The sequence below is a fragment of the Rhodococcus chondri genome, assembly GCF_036327435.1.
Lineage (GTDB): Bacteria > Actinomycetota > Actinomycetes > Mycobacteriales > Mycobacteriaceae > Rhodococcus > Rhodococcus chondri.
On record NZ_JAUZMZ010000107.1, the window covers coordinates 1 to 16662 of the forward strand.

14 protein-coding genes, 6 tRNA genes and 1 pseudogene are annotated in these 16662 nt (G+C 66.9%); 9 read left to right on the forward strand and 12 right to left on the reverse strand.

All coding sequences use genetic code 11. From position 1 onward, the window contains the following. From Q8814_RS17545 to Q8814_RS17580, 8 genes and pseudogenes are all read right to left on the reverse strand, one after another. Window positions 1–445: pseudogene (locus tag Q8814_RS17545) on the reverse strand (exopolyphosphatase); the annotation flags it as partial. Next, window positions 442–1569 carry a glycosyltransferase family 4 protein gene (locus tag Q8814_RS17550; RefSeq protein ID WP_330153293.1) on the reverse strand — a complete coding sequence of 376 codons (1128 nt, stop codon included), beginning with the start codon at window positions 1567–1569 and terminating at the stop codon, window positions 442–444. The gene Q8814_RS17550 and the pseudogene Q8814_RS17545, both read right to left, overlap by 4 nt. Continuing rightward, window positions 1570–2472 (reverse strand): phosphatidylinositol mannoside acyltransferase, encoded by a 903-nt coding sequence (locus tag Q8814_RS17555; RefSeq protein WP_330153294.1) that lies wholly within the window; start codon window positions 2470–2472, stop codon window positions 1570–1572. Next, complete coding sequence (gene pgsA, locus Q8814_RS17560) at window positions 2469–3134, reverse strand: phosphatidylinositol phosphate synthase (protein WP_330153295.1); 666 nt, start codon at window positions 3132–3134, stop codon at window positions 2469–2471. The genes Q8814_RS17555 and pgsA overlap by 4 nt, the downstream gene beginning before the upstream one ends. 139 nt (window positions 3135–3273) lie before the next feature. Further along, window positions 3274–3795, reverse strand: a complete 522-nt coding sequence (locus tag Q8814_RS17565) for an HIT family protein (RefSeq protein ID WP_330153306.1) — start codon at window positions 3793–3795, stop codon at window positions 3274–3276. 41 nt (window positions 3796–3836) lie between these two features. Then, window positions 3837–5903: a threonine--tRNA ligase gene (gene thrS, locus Q8814_RS17570; RefSeq protein ID WP_330153296.1), complete on the reverse strand. Its 2067-nt coding sequence runs from the start codon at window positions 5901–5903 to the stop codon at window positions 3837–3839. A 159-nt stretch (window positions 5904–6062) separates the two neighbouring features. Beyond that, window positions 6063–6650, reverse strand: coding sequence for a DUF742 domain-containing protein (locus Q8814_RS17575; RefSeq protein ID WP_330153297.1), 588 nt, complete (start codon window positions 6648–6650; stop codon window positions 6063–6065). Window positions 6651–6885: 235 nt separating this feature from the next. Continuing rightward, a tRNA-Val gene (locus Q8814_RS17580) sits at window positions 6886–6957 on the reverse strand. Between the two features lie 318 nt (window positions 6958–7275). Here Q8814_RS17580 and Q8814_RS17585 point away from each other — a divergent pair. The 5 genes from Q8814_RS17585 (at window position 7276) to Q8814_RS17605 (ending at window position 7735) form a co-directional block, all read left to right on the forward strand. Then, window positions 7276–7348, forward strand: a tRNA-Gly gene (locus Q8814_RS17585). Window positions 7349–7373: 25 nt separating this feature from the next. Continuing rightward, window positions 7374–7444: transfer RNA gene (locus Q8814_RS17590), tRNA-Cys, on the forward strand. Window position 7445: 1 nt separating this feature from the next. Further along, window positions 7446–7520 (forward strand) — tRNA-Val (locus Q8814_RS17595). Window positions 7521–7567: 47 nt separating this feature from the next. Further along, window positions 7568–7643 (forward strand) — tRNA-Gly (locus Q8814_RS17600). Window positions 7644–7660: 17 nt separating this feature from the next. After that, window positions 7661–7735, forward strand: a tRNA-Val gene (locus tag Q8814_RS17605). Window positions 7736–7794: 59 nt separating this feature from the next. Here Q8814_RS17605 and Q8814_RS17610 read toward each other — a convergent pair. Beyond that, window positions 7795–8325 carry a 2-isopropylmalate synthase gene (locus tag Q8814_RS17610; protein ID WP_330153298.1) on the reverse strand — a complete coding sequence of 177 codons (531 nt, stop codon included), beginning with the start codon at window positions 8323–8325 and terminating at the stop codon, window positions 7795–7797. A gap of 332 nt (window positions 8326–8657) precedes the next feature. On the opposite strand from Q8814_RS17610, the gene Q8814_RS17615 reads away from it, so the two are divergent. After that, on the forward strand, window positions 8658–9218 hold the full coding sequence (locus Q8814_RS17615) for a GNAT family N-acetyltransferase (protein ID WP_330153299.1): 561 nt from the start codon (window positions 8658–8660) through the stop codon (window positions 9216–9218). Here Q8814_RS17615 and zapE read toward each other — a convergent pair. Continuing rightward, a complete protein-coding gene (gene zapE, locus Q8814_RS17620) occupies window positions 9215–10228 on the reverse strand; it encodes a cell division protein ZapE (protein ID WP_330153300.1) in 1014 nt (337 codons plus the stop codon). The genes Q8814_RS17615 and zapE overlap by 4 nt on opposite strands. A gap of 163 nt (window positions 10229–10391) precedes the next feature. On the opposite strand from zapE, the gene Q8814_RS17625 reads away from it, so the two are divergent. From Q8814_RS17625 to msrB, 3 genes are all read left to right on the forward strand, one after another. Next, window positions 10392–11951, forward strand: a complete 1560-nt coding sequence (locus Q8814_RS17625; RefSeq protein WP_330153301.1) for an alpha/beta fold hydrolase — start codon at window positions 10392–10394, stop codon at window positions 11949–11951. 96 nt (window positions 11952–12047) lie between these two features. After that, window positions 12048–13301 (forward strand): glycosyltransferase family 87 protein, encoded by a 1254-nt coding sequence (locus tag Q8814_RS17630; RefSeq protein ID WP_330153302.1) that lies wholly within the window; start codon window positions 12048–12050, stop codon window positions 13299–13301. Window positions 13302–13360: 59 nt separating this feature from the next. Further along, complete coding sequence (gene msrB / locus Q8814_RS17635; RefSeq protein WP_330153303.1) at window positions 13361–13789, forward strand: peptide-methionine (R)-S-oxide reductase MsrB; 429 nt, start codon at window positions 13361–13363, stop codon at window positions 13787–13789. On the opposite strand, the gene Q8814_RS17640 is transcribed toward msrB, so the two are convergent. Further along, complete coding sequence (locus Q8814_RS17640; RefSeq protein ID WP_330153304.1) at window positions 13752–14477, reverse strand: HAD family hydrolase; 726 nt, start codon at window positions 14475–14477, stop codon at window positions 13752–13754. The two genes, msrB and Q8814_RS17640, sit on opposite strands and share 38 nt — an antisense overlap. Window positions 14478–14486: 9 nt before the next feature. Beyond that, window positions 14487–16662: molybdopterin-dependent oxidoreductase (locus Q8814_RS17645; protein WP_330153305.1), on the reverse strand; the 2176-nt coding region annotated here is incomplete at its 5' end.

A 16662-nucleotide genomic window follows, 5' to 3' on the forward strand; every position in this document is an offset into this window, starting at 1 on the left:
GGTGCAACCAGCGCACCGGGCGACGGGTCCGCAGCGCCAACGTGTCGCGGACCGCGTCGTTGTGGAAGCGGCGGGCGATCAGTACCCGTGCCTCGGCGTCGGCCAGTTCGGCGACCAGCTGCGGGCGCAACCGCTCGGTGCCGACGGATACGAGGGCAGTGGACAGCGCGTTCTCCGTCTCCTCCCGATGGGCCCGTTCGGCCCGTTCGGCGCGATCGGCCAGCGCCGCGAGACGCTTCCCTTCGGCGATCGGGATGGACGCGGCAATACTGCGCACCACCACCGCGCGTCGCGCCAATGCGGCGTCGAGCGCCTGCCACGACAGATCCGACCGTACGTGCAGCCGGTCGAGCCGGTTCGCGGCCGCGTAGGCCCAGAGACCGAGCGCGATCACGACCGCGACGATCAGCGCCAGAACCAGAATTGTGAGAGCGCTCAGCGTCACGACCGCACCTCCCGCACCGGCCCGGCGCCGACCGTGACCGTTTCGTACACCCGCAGGATCTGTTCGGCGACCACCGGCCAGTCGTAGGCTCCGACGATTTCGTCGCCGGCCTCCACGAGAGACCGACGACGGGCGTCGTCGGCGAGCACCTCGAGAAGTCCCTCGGCCAGTGCGTCGGAATCGCCTACGGGGACGAGCACTCCGGCCCGCCCGTCACGCAGTACCCGGCGAAAGGCGTCGAGCTCGGCCGCGACCACCGCAGTGCCCGATGCCATCGCCTCCACCAGGACGATTCCGAAGCTTTCCCCGCCGAGGTTCGGGGCGCAGTACACGTCCGCGCTGCGCATGGCGGACGCCTTCTCGTCGTCGTCGACCTGCCCGAGGAACCTCAGGTGCCGGGCATGCGGACCGGCCTCCTTGCGCAGCCGGTCCTCGTCGCCACGTCCGACGACGAGGATTTCGATGTCGGGACAGCGCGCCACGAGCGCCGGCAGCGCCCCGATCAGCACTGCCATTCCCTTACGGGGTTCGTCGAAGCGGCCGAGGAACAGGACCGTCCGCCCGGGGCGCGGATACCCCGGCAGCATCGGTGCGTGCGCGAAGTGCGGAACGTCGACGCCGTTGGGGATCTCCACGGCATCGCCGCCGAGCGAGGTGACCTGCCACCGCCGCGCAAGTTCGGACACCGCAATCCGGCCCGCGATCTTCTCCAGGTAGGGCTGGAGCACACTCTGGAAGGTGCTCAGCACCAGCGACTTGGTGGTGGAGGTGTGGAAGGTTGCGACGATGGGACCCTCCGCGATCTTCAGCGCAAGCATCGACAAACTCGGCGCGTTGGGCTCGTGGATGTGCAGTACGTCGAAGTTGTTGTCGTTGATCCAGCGTCGTACCCGTGAATAGGACACCGGGCCGAAGCTCAGCCGCGCGACCGAACCGTTGTAGGGGATCGCGACCGCTCGTCCTGCCGACACCACGAAAGGTGGGAGGGCAGTGGTCTCCGATGCGGGAGCAAGCACACTGACGTCGTGACCGCGGGAAATGAGCACCTCCGCGAGATCGACGACGTGCGCCTGCACTCCCCCCGGAACATCGAACGAGTACGGGCAGACCATGCCGATCTTCAACTACGCCTCCATTCGGGCACGTCGCGCGTCGGAAAGATCGTCGAGCCAGAGCGGCTGCAGCATGTGCCAATCCGCCGGGTGCTCGGCGATGTCCGCCGCGAAATGGTCCGCGAGCGACTGGGTGGCCGATTCGACGCCCTCGGAGACGTCGATCTCGGGGTGGACGCGGAATCCCCACCCGTTCTCTGTGAACCAGCAGTGGACGGGCAGCAGTGCGGCGCCCGTTTCGATGGCGAGCTTCGCCGGTCCGGCCGGCATGCGGGTGTTCTCACCGAAGAAGGTCACGGGCACACCCTTGCGGGCGAGGTCGCGTTCGCCGAGTAGGCACACCACCTTGTTCGCCCTCAGCCGCGCACCGAGCTCGGGAAACGGTGGACTGTCGCCGCCGCTGAGAGGAAGGATCTCGAACCCGAGGCTCTCCCGGTAGTCGACGAAGCGCTGGTACAGCGACTCCGGACGCAGTCGCTCGGCCACGGTTGTCAAACCATCGCAGTGCCGCACACACCACACCCCGGCGATGTCCCAGTTGCCGCTGTGCGGCAAGGCCAGTATCGCGCCGCGTCCGGCGGCGAGCGCGGAGTCGAGATGTTCCTGGCCCATGACCGCAGAATCGATCGCGGCGGCGGTGGCATCCAGGTCCATCGACGGCAATCTGAACGCTTCGCGCCAGTAGCGGGCGTACGAACGCACAGATCGGCGGATCAGGTCGTCGGGCACCTGCTCGGGGGGCACGCCGAGCACACGGGCGAGATTTCGGCGGAGTTGCTGTGGCCCGCCGTTCCTGCGGGCCGTGTAATCCGCGCCGGCATCGAACAGACGGCGGGACAGATTCTCGGGAAGGGCGCGCACGACACGCCAACCCGCCGCATAGCCGAGGGCGGAGGCACGCTCGACGCTGCTCACCGCTGCTCACCGTCCCCGGCTGCGGTGCCGGTGGCTCCGGACGGGAGCGGCAACAGATCGCGGGCTCCCGGCGATCGGCGGACCGCGAGGACGCGCTGGAACACGGTGATCACGGAACCCGCTGCGAGCAGCCACATCGCGATGTGAAGCGCCCAGTCGACACCGAGTCCGGTGAGGGCGGCGCCGATAAGAACGATGACGAGCCGGTCGGGGCGTTCGATGAGGCCGCCGTCGGCCGACAGTCCGCTCGCCTCGGCGCGTGCCTTTGCGTACGAGATGACCTGCGAGCACACCAGGCAGATCAAGGTTGCGACGAACAGCAGACGGTGTTGCTCGTGGTAGACCGCCCACCAGGCAAGACCGGCGAAGATCGCACCGTCGGCGACCCGGTCGCAGGTGGCGTCGAGCACCGCGCCGAAACGGGTGCCGCCGCCGCGGGCCCGGGCCATCGCCCCGTCGAGCATGTCGAACATCACGAACAGGGCAATGACGAGGGCACCGACGAGCAGGTAGCCCATCGGGAACAACGTCACGGCCGCCGCAATGGTGGCGACCGTGCCGATCAATGTGACGGCATCGGGAGTGAGTCCGGTGCGGTTCAAGGCCCTACCGAGCGGAGCGGTGGCCTTCGACACCGATGCGCGCCCGAAGAAGCTCAGCATTCCGCGACCCCCGCTCTCGATTCCGTCCGTTGTGTCCGGTCCATGATCCTGCCACGCGCACGGACGGAACGTCCCGCACGGTCGCGATATGTGCAGGGGCCGGACTGTGCCGCGGGGTCGAGCAGTGTGCCGAGGTGCCTCACTCGGTCCATGCCGAGGCCAGCAACGCACGGGTATCGCGCAGTAGCTGCACCATCACCTTGGACCCCCCGAGGACGGTGATGAAGTTCGCGTCCCCGCCCCATCGCGGGACGACATGCAGGTGCAGGTGCTCAGAGAGCGACCCTCCGGCCGCGGCCCCGAGGTTGAGGCCGACATTGAATCCGTGCGGCCGCGACACCTTCTTGATCACGCGAAGCGCATGCTGCGCGAACGACATGAGTTCCGAGGTCTCCTCGGGGGTGAGGTCCTCGAGATTCGCGACGCGCCGGTACGGCACCACCATCAGATGGCCGGGGTTGTACGGGTACAGGTTGAGCACCGCGTACACCAGTTCTCCTCGCGCGACCACGAGACCTTCCTCGTCGGACATGGTCGGAATGTCGGTGAACGGCTCGTACGGCTGGTCGCGTGCACCCGGTGATTCGGTGATGTAGGACATGCGGTGCGGCGACCACAACCGCTGCAGGTGGTCGGGCTCGCCCACACCCCGGTCTATCATCGCGTCGGATGTGTCGGCGGCGCCGCTGTCCCCGTCGCCGCTCACGACCCGGCCTCCTGCCCCTCGACCCGCACCAGCGCTGCGGTCGGGGAAGCGTTGTCCCGTCGGCGAACCCAGTCGGCGACGACGCGCACCGCCTCGTCGACGGGCACACCGTTGATCTGTGTGCCGTCGCGGAAGCGGAAGCTGACCGCCCCCGCGGTGACGTCGCGCTCACCGGCGAGCAGCATGAACGGCACCTTCTGCGTCGTGTGGTTGCGGATCTTCTTCTGCATCCGGTCGTCGGACGCATCCACCTCTGCCCGGATGCCCTCTGCCTTCAGCTTCCCCACGACATCGAACAGGTGCTCTTCGAAGTCCGCCGCGACCGGAATGCCGACCACCTGCACCGGCGACAGCCACGCCGGGAACGCACCCGCGTAGTGCTCGGTGAGAACCCCGAAGAACCGTTCGAGGGAACCGAACAGCGCACGGTGAATCATCACCGGCCGGTGCTTGCCGCCGTCCGCACCGGTGTATTCGAGCTCGAACCGCTCGGGCAGATTGAAGTCGAGCTGAATGGTCGACATCTGCCAGTTCCGGCCCAGTGCATCGTTGACCTGCACGGAAATCTTGGGACCGTAGAACGCCGCGCCACCCGGATCCGGGACGAGGTCCAGACCGGATGCCTCGCCGACCGAGCGCAGAGTCTCGGTCGCAACCTCCCACAGTTCGTCGCTGCCGACGAACTTCTTGGGGTTCTTGGTGGACAGTTCCAGGTAGTAGTCGTCGAGCCCGTAATCCTTGAGCAGGTCGAGAATGAAGTTCAGCACGCTCGTGAGCTCGTCGCGCATCTGATCCGGGGTGCAGAAGATGTGAGCGTCGTCCTGCGTCATGCCGCGTACACGCGTGAGGCCGTGGATCACACCGGACTTCTCGTAGCGATAGACCGAGCCGAATTCGAACATGCGCAGTGGCAGTTCACGATAGGAACGCCCGCGCGACCGGAAGATCAGGTCGTGCATCGGGCAGTTCATGGGCTTGAGGTAGTAGTCCTGACCGGGCTTGCGGACGGTGCCGTCGTCGTCCAGTTCCTCGTCGATGTGCATGGCAGGGAACATGCCGTCGCGGTACCAGTCGAGATGGCCCGACACCTCGTACAGCTTGCCCTTGGTGATGTGCGGCGAGTACACGAAGTCGTAGCCCGCCTCGACGTGCCGCTGCCGCGAGTAGTTCTCCATCTCCTGGCGGATGATGCCGCCCTTGGGGTGGAACACGGGCAGTCCCGAGCCGAGTTCGTCGGGGAACGAGAACAGATCGAGTTCGGTGCCCAGCTTGCGATGATCACGACGTTCGGCCTCGGCGAGGAGTTCGAGGTGCTTGTCGAGAGCCTCGGACGACTCCCACGCGGTGCCGTAGATGCGCTGCAGACCGGCGTTGTCCTGGTCGCCGCGCCAGTAGGCAGCGGAGCTCCGGGTGAGCCTGAACGCCGGGATGTGCTTGGTCGTCGGCAGGTGCGGACCGCGACACAGGTCTTTCCAGACGAGGTCGCCGGTGCGGGGATTGAGATTGTCGTAGATGGTCAGCTCCTTGCCGCCGACCTCCATGATCTCGGGGTCGTCGATCCCCGATTTGTCGTCGATCAGTTCGAGCTTGAACGGCTCGTCGGCCAGCTCGACGCGCGCTTCCTCGATGCTGTCGACAACCCGGCGGGAGAAGCGCTGCGCGTCCTTGACGATCTTCTTCATGCGCTTCTCGAGTTTCGCGAGGTCCTCGGGCGTGAAGGGACGCTCGACCTGGAAGTCGTAGTAGAAGCCGTCGCGGATCGGGGGGCCGATGCCGAGCTTGGCCTCGGGAAACTCCTGCTGCACCGCCTGTGCGAGCACGTGCGCGGCCGAGTGCCGGATGACACTGCGACCGTCCTCGGTGTCGGCCGCGACGGGTTCGACCTCGACGTCCGTTTCGGGTGCCCAGGCGAGGTCGCGCAGAGTGCCCTCGTCGTCACGGACGACCACGATCGCGTCCGGTCCCTTGACCGACAATCCGGCCTCGCGCACGGCGGCACCGGCAGTGGTTCCCGCGGGCACCCGGACGAGCGTGGCGGTTTTCGCGGATGCGGGCGTGGTCACTGTGGTGAACTCCTCGGCTCGATGCCAGATACGGGCTGTCACCGGAGGTACGCATCGGTGCGCGCCGGCAACCCCATCATGCTATCGACACAGCGCACCACCCCGAACACAGGGAGCCGACAACACTTCGCACGGACATGCGGATAAACCGGTGCCGGGTCAGAGTTCCTGCAGCCCACTGAGGACTCTGTGGAGTAATGCGGCACCGGGGCCGACACCGTCGGCGGTGCGGTGCACGGTCAGCTCCCCTGTGGCGGCGAGATCGCCCACCAGCACCCTGGCGACACCGAGCGGCATTCCTGCCAGGGCCGCGACCTCCATGATCGAGCGTGGCTGCGCGCAGAGACCGAGCACCAGTCGATGATCCGCCATGGCCGGACCCGCATCGCTTCCCAGCGCGGACGGGACCGCGGATACCAGTACTTCGAGTGGAAGCTCGACCTCGGCGCGCGTTCGTCCGCCACTGCGGACGAACGGACGCACGAAAGATGTCTGTGCCTGTTCCATGTCCCCATTTCCTGTGGTGGTCCCGGATTCCGACAGCGTTTCGGCGACGTGGCCCTTCGCTCCGTAATCCGCGGCCACCGCGCCGCCCGACCGGATGTTGTCTTCGGCGGATGCGTGAGACGCAGTGCCTGCCGACGTGTTCCCTGCTTCCGCAGAGTGCCGGCGGCGACGCGCTCGGCCGGAGCCGAATCGTGCCCCCGTCGCCCCCACGACCGGCCACTCGCTGTCCGCGACACTCATCTAAGCGCATCCTCCTCGAACACACGAGATCTCGTGAACATGAATTCTTGGTGGCGGAACGCCGGGTACCCGCGCCCATGTCCGTTTACATCGTCGGAAACGGTAGGGGTCTTCGTGCGTGCCACAGCCCCATCAGCCACGCCGTGCTCAGCAGTCACAAGTCACGGTACGCAAAAAGGGCACCCTGCGGCAGGGTGCCCTTGGTCACTGTCGAGACTTCTGATCGTCGAGACGGTGGTCCCGGCTGGGATCGAACCAGCGACCTTCCCGGTGTGAACGGGACGCTCTTCCACTGAGCCACGGGACCGCGCCGCTGCGAAGCGGCTCGAACGGAAAGGAACATTAACACGCTCTCCACTCGAACACGAATCGCCAGGTCAGGCCGACCGGGGAGCCGCTTCCGCACGCGGCCGGTCCGCCTCCGCCGGCCTTCGAACGCAGACGTCCCGCAGCCGTTACGCGCCGGCACCGACGCAGTTCACCGGCGCCGGTACGTCACTGCCTGAAGGCCGAGCCGTCACGATCGGCAGGATTTCGTCATCTGACCTGCAGATTTGTGTGTTTCCTCAATGGTCGGCTAATGTTCTCAACCGCACCCCGGAGAGCACAACGCCGACGGTGCGATGCGGATGTAGCGCAGCTGGTAGCGCATCACCTTGCCAAGGTGAGGGTCGCGGGTTCGAATCCCGTCATCCGCTCGAGAGGTTGGACTCGACCTTTTACGGTGGAGTGGCCGAGTGGTGAGGCAACGGCCTGCAAAGCCGTGCACACGGGTTCGATTCCCGTCTCCACCTCGCGCGATTAGCTCAGCGGGAGAGCGCTTCCCTGACACGGAAGAGGTCACTGGTTCAATCCCAGTATCGCGCACCACCGATCGACCTGCACGTGGGTTCGATCGGGTTGTTCATCACGTGCATGCGGATGTAGCGCAGCTGGTAGCGCATCACCTTGCCAAGGTGAGGGTCGCGGGTTCGAATCCCGTCATCCGCTCCATTTTTCGACGACAGCCCGCGCGATTAGCTCAGCGGGAGAGCGCTTCCCTGACACGGAAGAGGTCACTGGTTCAATCCCAGTATCGCGCACCATCGAACAGTGAAGGCCCCCTCCGGTTTCCGGAGGGGGCCTTCACTGTTGCCGCCCGAACTCAGCGGTCGGAGTGCATCCGGTTCACGCCGGCGATCATCGCCCGCAGGGTCGACTCCGTCCCGGTGGCACCGAGACCCATCGCCCATGCCCGGCGCTCGCCTGCCTCACACAGGATGAACGTCGTGTGGGTGCCGCCCAGATCGTGGCGGTGGAACGACAGGATCTCGAGCTGCAGCCCGAGGTCGTGCATCATCGCCGTCATACCCGCGACGGGTCCGCTCGCAATCTCCGAAGCGGTGTGGATGGTATCGCCCACAGCCACGGTCGCCTCGTAGCAGTTGCGCCCCGCCGCCAGCGCCGTGGCAGACCAGCCACCCAGACGCACCGGTCCGTGCTGGGGTGCATACGTGGCGGAGAAGTCGGACCAGGCCATACCGGCCGCCTCGGCTCGCAGCGCGAGCGGAAGCTTGCGGCCGTAGCGCGCCGCGAACGGGTCGAGCGACCCGGCGGGATCCGAGGCCGGAGCGCATCCGGAGTAGGCACGGAAGCGCGCATCGGCAGGAGAAGAAATCGAAGTGAAGGCGTTCATCGGAGTTGGTCTTCCACGAGGAGGAAGGACCGACGCGTAGCTCAACGACCCGCAGCGAGGGGTCGGTCCGAATCAGACCCCGCTACGGCGGTGAACTACGAGTACGCGCTTCATAGCGGCCAACTGTAGAGCGTCCCGGAGCGCTACGCAAATGCCCCGTATCCGTCAGCGAACCCGAGCAAGTGGAACCTGAGGAATCCCTCAGGTATCGTAAGGAGTGCCATCCCCCCCGATGGTGATGAACCCCAGCCATGACCCCCCATCCAAGGCTGGGGTTCAGCCATTTCCGGGGCCTCCCCCGGCAGGAACGACACGAGTGGTTCACTGGGTTCATGTCCACGCCGTCGCTCCGTGAATCCGCCTCGCCCGTGTCGGTCGAGCAGGCAGGGATCTGGGATGCCGAAGTCCTCGCAGACGTCGCAGCCGCTACGTTCCCGCTCGCATGCCCACCCGACGCCACCCGCGAAGACATCGCCGCATTCGTCGACGAAGCGCTTTCCGCCGAGAGGTTCAGCGAGTATCTGACCGATCCCCACCGGATCGTTCTCAAGGCAACGGCCGGGGACGAGATCGTCGGCTACCTCATGGCTGTCGATGCACCGCCCGCGAGTCCGGAGATCGAGGCGATGATCGACGCGCGCCCCGCGATCGAGATCAGCAAGATGTACGTGCTACCCGGCCATCACGGCACGGGCGTTTCCACCGCTCTGATGGCGGCCATCGTCGAGCGCGGCCTCGCCGCGAACCGGGCCGGGCTGTGGCTGGGGGTGAACCAGCTGAACGCACGAGCACGACGGTTCTACGAGAAGAACGGATTCGCGGTGGTGGGCACACGCACCTTCGTGATGGGTAGCCGGCTCTTCGACGACTACGTCATGCAGCGCAGGCTCTAGCCGGCCGCGACCTCGAACCGGGACAGGGCGAGCAGCCGGGAGGTCGCGCGCAGGTATTTCTTGCGGTAGCCGCCGGCCAGCATCTCGGCAGTGAAGATCTCGTCGAGCTTGGCACCGGCAACCGTGACCGGAATGCTCGCGTCGTACAGGCGGTCGGCCAGCACCACCAGGCGCAGCGCGACGGACTGATCCTGCGCCGGGTGCACTCCGTCCAGGAACACCGCGGAGACACCTTCGACGAGCTTGCCGTACCGCGACGGATGCAGCGTACTCAAATGCACGCACAGTGCGTCGAAGTTGTCGAGTGTGGCGCCGTCGACCTGTTCGGCACGCCCGACGAGTTCGTCGGAGTCGACCGGGTCGGGAGCGGGCGGCAGGTCACGATGGCGGTAGTCCGGACCGTCCACCCGAATCGTCTCGAAGATCGAGCCGAGTTTCTTGATCTCGCGCAGGAAGTCCTGAGCCGCGAACCGGCCCTCGCCGAGCTGTCCGGGCAAGGTATTGGACGTTGCGACGATCGATACTCCGCGCGCGGACAACTCGGTGAGCAACCGCGACACCAGCATCGTGTCGCCGGGATCGTCGAGCTCGAACTCATCGATGCACAGGACACTGTGGTTCGAGAGTTCGACGACCGCCTTGTTGAAGCCCAACGCTCCCACCACATGGGTGAGCTCGACGAAAGTACCGAAGGCCTTGGGCGAGGGAGCGCTGTGGAAGATCGAGGCCAGCAGGTGGGTCTTGCCGACACCGAACCCGCCGTCCAGGTACAGACCGGCACCCTGGGAGGGCGCCTTGCGGCCGAACAGTCCGCGTTTGCCGCCGCGGATCTTCGTGATCTTGCCGACGAACGCTTCCGCGGCCGCCACCGCGGCCGCCTGGCTGGGCTCGTTCGGATCCGGGATGTACGACGCGAAACTCACCTCGTCGAACATTGCGGGCGGCACCAGCTGCGCTACCAGCTGATCTGCGGGTACCACCGGATTGCGGTCGACGAGACGTTCGTGCATTCATCCAGGGTACGACCGCGGAATGACTCGTTCCCCACCCGAAGCCGGATTGCGACCTACTTCACAAGCCGTTCACAGCCTCTTCACCGCGCAGACCTCGTTCCACAACCCGCACCTGCCACCGGTGCGCGCGGTCCCCGCAACCACCTGGCAGGCTGTGCGCATGCGCAGAACCGGTGTGCTCGCGGTGGGGTGGATCGCAGTGGCCGCGGTGGTCGCCGCCTGTGGAGCCGGCCCCTCGATCCGTCCCGACGTAGCGGTGGTCCGCGAAAACCCGGGCGACCCGGGACCGTCCGAGTCGGAGACACCGGACGCCGTCCCGGAGCTGCCTGCGCCCGCGAACGAGCTCGCCTGGCGGGACTGCACCGCCGAGACGGTCGCCGCGCTGAACCTGCCCGCGGGCCCCACCGGCCTCGTGCTCGAATGCGCCGAAATCTCGGCACCGATCGACGTGGCCGGATCGGTTCCGGGTTCGTTCCCCCTCGGGGTACTCCGGGCCCGGCTGGAGGAAACCCCGCAGGACATCGCCCCGTTGGTCCTGACCACCGGAACGGATATCCCGTCCAGCCGGGCTGTGGCCGCGCTGGCCACCGGCCCGCTGTCCGGACTCCTCGCCGCCCGGCCCGTTGTGGCGCTGGACCGCCGAGGCATCGGGTCCTCGCAAACCATCGACTGCATGTTCGGCGCGGACCGACGGGCCCTCGCGGATCTCGGCCAGTTCGGTCGCACCGGCGAGCCCGCCGAACGGGTCGCCGAGCTCGGCCGACAGGTCACCATCTCGTGCACCGACTACCTGCAGCCCCAGGAATTGATGTTCGGCGCCCGCCACGCGGCGGACGACCTCGATCAACTTCGCAGAGCGTGGGATGTCGATCGGCTCGGTGTACTCGGAATCGGAAACGGCGCGACCGTCGCCCTGGCGTATGCCGCGCAATACCCGCAGAGCGTCGGCCGGCTCGTTCTCGACTCCCCCGCCGCGGCCGACGCAGACGCCGAACTGCTCGCAGAGGCCCGGGTACGGGGCGCCGAGGCAGCGTTCGACGCGTTCGCCAGGCAATGCATCGCCCTGGACTGCTCGCTCGGACCGGATCCCCGCGCGGCCGTCGAAGAGTTGCAAGGCCTGGCGGCGAGTGGCTCGCTGGCGCCGGTCTCGTCGAACGCGCTACTCACTGCGATATCTGCGTTTCTGGGCACTCCGCGCGGCGATCTGCAAGCTCGCATCCGTGAGTTGTCCGATGTGCTGGCGGCGGCCCGGGACGGGGACGTCATGCCCCTGCTCGAACTTGTCGGACCGGCAGAAGCGATGCTCGCGTCGGACGGACAGTTCGTGTCGCGATGCAGTGACGGTCAGCGATGGCCCACGACGATGCGCGCAGCCGAACTGCGCGAGAGCTGGGCGACGATTTATCCGTTGTTCGGCGCCGACGGCGCGATCGCGGCGTCCGCGTGCACTGCGTGGCCGAGCATGCCCGCACCCCCACTGCCGTCGGAGTTGCGTGTGCCGACACTCGTCACGACGGCGGCGGCCGATCCGCTGGTGGGCAACGCCGGGCTCGAAACCGTCACCGGGGCGTTGACCGCGGTCGCGGCACCGTGGGCCGCGGTGTCGTGGCAAGGCGCCGGGTATTCGGCCGCGCTGCACTCGACCTGCATACAGGCACAGATCGAGGCCTACCTCGACGGCGGGGAACTGCCCCCGAACGGCAGCCTGTGCCCCGCCTGACGGCCGGCCGACGGTTTCCCCGGGATCGGCGGACACCAGCTCGGGGTGAGCGGGGGACGTGAGCGGGTGCGACCTCGCGCGGGGTACCGTTCCGGGGTGTTCCTCAGCAGTCTCGAGCCTCGCACCGCCCGCACCACCGCGGAGGTGGTCAAGTGCATCGCGTGGCCGTTGGCCGTGCTCACGGTCCTGCACCGGGTCGTCGTCAAGGCCGTCAACGGTTTCCGCACCGACGACTTCACGCCGGTGTACAACGCAGCCCTGGCCTTTCTCAACCGGCAGCCGGTCTACACCGCCAATTTCCAGTGGGTAGACCCGCATTACCTGTACCCGCCGTCCGGGACGCTGCTGATCTCGCCGATCGCCGTGATCGATCCCGAACGGTCCCGGTGGCTGTTCATCATCGCGAACGCCGTCGCGATTCTCATTGCGCTCTACCTGCTGTTGCGGATGTTCGGTCTCCGCCTCGACTCACCCGTCGCGCCACTGTTGGTGCTCGGCGCGTTCTCGTCCGAGACGGTGACGAACACCCTCGTATTCACCAATATCAACGGGCTGGTCCTGCTCGGCGAGATCGCATTCCTGGCGTTGCTGCTCAAACGACGTGATCTGTGGGCCGGTGCCGCGCTCGGACTCACGTTCGCCGTCAAACCGATTCTCGCGCCTCTGCTGTTGTTGCCGCTCGTGCGCGGCCAGTGGAAGGTGTTTCTCACCGCGGCGGGCGTGCCCCTGGCATTGACGCTCATCGCCTGGCCGCTGTCCGTGGACGCATGGCAGTTCGTCGAACACACGGTGCCGTACCTGCTCGAGTCCCGCGACTACTTCAACAGCGCGATCGTCGGAAACGGCATGTACTACGGATTGCCGACCTGGCTGATCATCCTGCTGCGCGGCGCGCTCGCTGTCATGGTCGCGGCCTCGGTGTGGCTGCTGTACCGCTACTGCCGCCACGACGAACTGTTCTTCGTGTGCACCACGGCCGGCGTAGTGCTCGGCGCGTCGTTCCTGCTCGGCTCCCTCGGCCAGATGTACTACTCGATGATGCTGTTCCCGCTTCTGATGACGGTGCTGCTACCCAATTCGGTGATGCGCAACTGGCCGGCCTGGCTCGCGGTGTACGGATTCCTCAGCTACGACTCGTGGTTGTCCGGACGGTGGGTCGAAACCGGACGCGCCGCCGAATACATGAAGACGACGTTCGGATGGTCGCTCCTGCTCATCGTGGTCTTCGCGGTGCTCCTGGACCGCTACCTCGCCGCACGCCGCGAGGGCCGGCTCGGCGACGGTATCGAGCCTTCCCATCTGTTGCCGACGACGAAAGCGGAGTCCGAACCGCAGCCGACGCGGACCTGAGCGCCGTCCGGGCAGGTGCCTCGTGGCGAGGGAACTCTCGCAGCGCTAGCGTGGACTCCATGACTTCCACTCCCCGATCGGAATCCTCCCCCGAGGTCGCTCTCAGCGATGAGGAATGGCGTGCCAGGCTCACCCCGGCGGAGTACGCGGTGCTGCGGGAGGCAGGCACCGAGCGCCCCTACACCGGCGAATACACCGACACCGAAACCGCGGGTGTGTACGAGTGCAGGGCATGCGGTGCTGCACTGTTCCGCAGCACCGAGAAATTCCATTCGCATTGCGGCTGGCCCTCGTTCTTCGATCCGGCCGATTCCGATGCGGTGATCCTGCGCTCCGACGATTCGCTGGGGATGCGGCGGGTGGAGGTGTTGTGCGCGTCGTGCCACAGTCATCTCGGGCACGTCTTCGAGGGCGAGGGGTACTCGACCCCGACGGATCAGCGGTACTGCATCAATTCGATTTCCCTGCGCCTGGTTCCGAAGGAGTGAGACCGGCGGCGAGCAGCGCCTGCCACAAGCCGTCGATCCGTTCTTCGGTCGGGAGCGGCTCGACGAGCTGAAAGGCGCACCCGAGGTCGCGGGCCGCGCCATCGGCCTTTTCGCTGTCGCCGATCATCAACGTCCGCTCCGGTGCGACGCCCAGTGCGTCGAGCGCATACCGGAAGATCCGCGGTTCGGGCTTCACCGCGCCGATCTCGTATGACAGCGCGAACACCGAGACGAGGTCGTCGATACCGAGGGCTGCGAATGCGGGCCGCAGGTCGAAGGCGATGTTGCTCAACACCCCGATCCCGATTTCGTCACCCGCGAGGGCTTCGATCACCGCGACCGCGTCCGGGTACACCGTCCAGCACATCGGGTCGATCGCCTTCGCATAGAGGGCCTGCGCTTGTTCGGGATCGGCAACACCGGACCTACGGAGCACGGTGAGGTACGCATCGCGGTGCCACCGTGGATCGCGGTCGCGGTTGATCCACGCGTGGTGTTCCTCGGCGTCCATCTCCACAGGCTGGCCGGTCGGGGCGGTGAGCCGCCGCATCACCTCTGCCTGCCGGTGGACATCGAATGCCTCGCCACGATCGTCGGTGATGCCCTCCATCCAGCTCTCGTCCTCCTGCAGCCGGAACAACGTGCCGGAGAAGTCGAACAACACCGCGTCGAACGGATTCGAGCTCATGACTCGAGGCTAGCCGCTGTCCTGCGGTCGGCGCTCCAGGACGACGGGTGGGTCGTAGGCACGGATCGGGGGCAGCGTGCCGTCGAACCGTTCCACTTCGACCAGCACATGCTGGCCCGTGCATCCGCGGGAGAGCCGCGAGGTTCCTACATCGGGGGTGAGCACGTTGACGTTGCCGTGCACGCACATCGAGTTCGGGTCGGCCGGATCGAGCGGGTCGTACCAGGCGCCGGTCGCAAGCTGGACGACGCCCGGCAGCAGTCCGTCGTCGAGCACCGCCCCGGCCAGGCACGCACCCCGGTCGTTGAACACCCGCACCGCGTCTCCGTCGGCGATACCGCGTGATGCGGCGTCGTCGGGGTGCAGCCGTATCGGTTCACGGCCACGCACCTTCGAGGCCTGACTGACCGCACCGTGGTCGAGTTGGGAGTGGAATCGGGTGGCGGGCTGATTGGCGATCAGGTGCAGGGGAAACGTCGCGGCCCGTTCTCCCCCGAGCCATTCCTCCGGTTCGTACCACCGGGGATGTCCCGCACAGTCGTCGTAGCCGAACCCGGCGATCGTCTCGGAGAAGATTTCGATACGACCGCTCGGGGTGGTCAGCGGGTTCTTGTCCGGGTCGGATCGGAATTCCGAGAAAAGGACGAGATCGTCCTCGGTGCGCATCGCGACGTGTCCGCGCGCGAGGAACTCGTCGTAGTCGGGAGCGTCCCCGCCGTCGGCGTGAACGAACCGCTGCCATTGCTCGTAGAGGTGCCGCACCCACTGCGCCGAAGTCCTGTTCTCGGTGAACCGTTCACCGAAACCGAGGCGCCGGGACAGTGCCGCGAACACGTCGTAGTCGTCGCGGGCCTGTGCGTGTCGCGGCGCAACCGGGTGCATCGCGACCATCAGTGCATCGTTGCGGGTGCACGCGAGATCCTCGCGTTCGAGCGACGTGGTGGACGGCACGACGATGTCGGCGTGTTTCGCCATCGGCGTCCAGTACGGATCGTGTACGACGATCGTGTCGGGCCGAGTGAGAGCGCGTCGAAGGCGACCGAGGTCCTGATGGTGATGGAACGGATTGCCGCCGGCCCAGTACACCAACCGGATGTCGGGGAACGTGCGACGTTCACCGTCGAGGTCGTACGGCTCGCCGGGATGCAGCAGCATATCGGCGATCGCGGCGACGGGGATCACGTCGTCGACGGGGTTGTTGCCCTGGAACAGGGTGGGCAGCGGATAGGGCACCGGCGCAAGACCCGGTTCGTTCATGGACCCGTAGCCGTGCCCGAATCCTGCTCCGGGTAAGCCGATCCGGCCGAGCATCGCCGCGAGCGTCACACCCATCCACGGGGCCTGCTCGCCGTGCCGGACACGCTGCAACGACCAGGTGACGCAGACGAGGGTGCGTCCGGCGGCCATGCGGCGGGCGAGGTCGCGGAGAACGCGGGCGTCGACACGAGCAATCGAGGCGGCCCACTCGGGGGTCTTGGGCAGTCCGTCGGTGTCGCCGAGAAGGTAACGCTCGAACACGTCGTAGCCGACGCAGTACCGGTCGAGGAACGCGCGGTCGGCCAGGCCTTCGGTGGCCAGGACGTAGGCCAGCCCGAGCATCACCGCGACGTCGGTGCCCGGGATCGGCGTGATGCGCTCTGCTTCGCCGTGGATGTCGTCGGCGATCGGGCTGATCGAGACGATCTTCCCTCCCCGCGCGCGCAGATCGTCGAGCGCGGAGCGGGTCGGGTGGTCACTGGTACCACCGTCGTTGGCACCGGTGTTCTTCACCGGTACACCGCCGAAGCACACCATCAGGTCGGTGCTGCGAGCGATGATGTCCCAATTGGTCGCTCGGGCGAAGAGTTTCCAGTGGGTGCCGACGACGTGCGGCATGACGACACCGGTCGCGCCCAGGGAGTAGCTGTACCTCGAGGCAGTGTAGCCGCCGAACTGTTTGAGGAAGCGGTGCACCTGGCTCTGCGCATGATGGAACCGGCCCGGCGCGGACCAGCCGTAGGAGCCGCCGAAGATCGCGCGGTTACCGTGCGTGTCTTTCACACGCCGCAGTTCGCCCGCGAGCAACTCGATCAGTTCGTCCCACGACACGGCGACGAACTCGTCGCTGCCGCGGCGGTCGGTCGGGCCGGGACCCTGTTCGAGCCATCCGCGCCGCACCGCCGGGTGGGCGATGCGGCTGCGGTGA

Coding starts and splice junctions, on each gene's coding strand:
- pgsA (WP_330153295.1), bottom strand. CDS start 3,134: ATGCTGAGCTTCTTCGGGCGCGCATCGGTGTCGAAGGCCACCGCTCCG.
- Q8814_RS17565 (WP_330153306.1), bottom strand. CDS start 3,795: ATGATAGACCGGGGTGTGGGCGAGCCCGACCACCTGCAGCGGTTGTGG.
- Q8814_RS17575 (WP_330153297.1), bottom strand. CDS start 6,650: ATGAGTGTCGCGGACAGCGAGTGGCCGGTCGTGGGGGCGACGGGGGCA.
- Q8814_RS17610 (WP_330153298.1), bottom strand. CDS start 8,325: ATGAACGCCTTCACTTCGATTTCTTCTCCTGCCGATGCGCGCTTCCGT.
- Q8814_RS17615 (WP_330153299.1), top strand. CDS start 8,658: ATGTCCACGCCGTCGCTCCGTGAATCCGCCTCGCCCGTGTCGGTCGAG.
- zapE (WP_330153300.1), bottom strand. CDS start 10,228: ATGCACGAACGTCTCGTCGACCGCAATCCGGTGGTACCCGCAGATCAG.
- Q8814_RS17625 (WP_330153301.1), top strand. CDS start 10,392: ATGCGCAGAACCGGTGTGCTCGCGGTGGGGTGGATCGCAGTGGCCGCG.
- msrB (WP_330153303.1), top strand. CDS start 13,361: ATGACTTCCACTCCCCGATCGGAATCCTCCCCCGAGGTCGCTCTCAGC.
- Q8814_RS17640 (WP_330153304.1), bottom strand. CDS start 14,477: ATGAGCTCGAATCCGTTCGACGCGGTGTTGTTCGACTTCTCCGGCACG.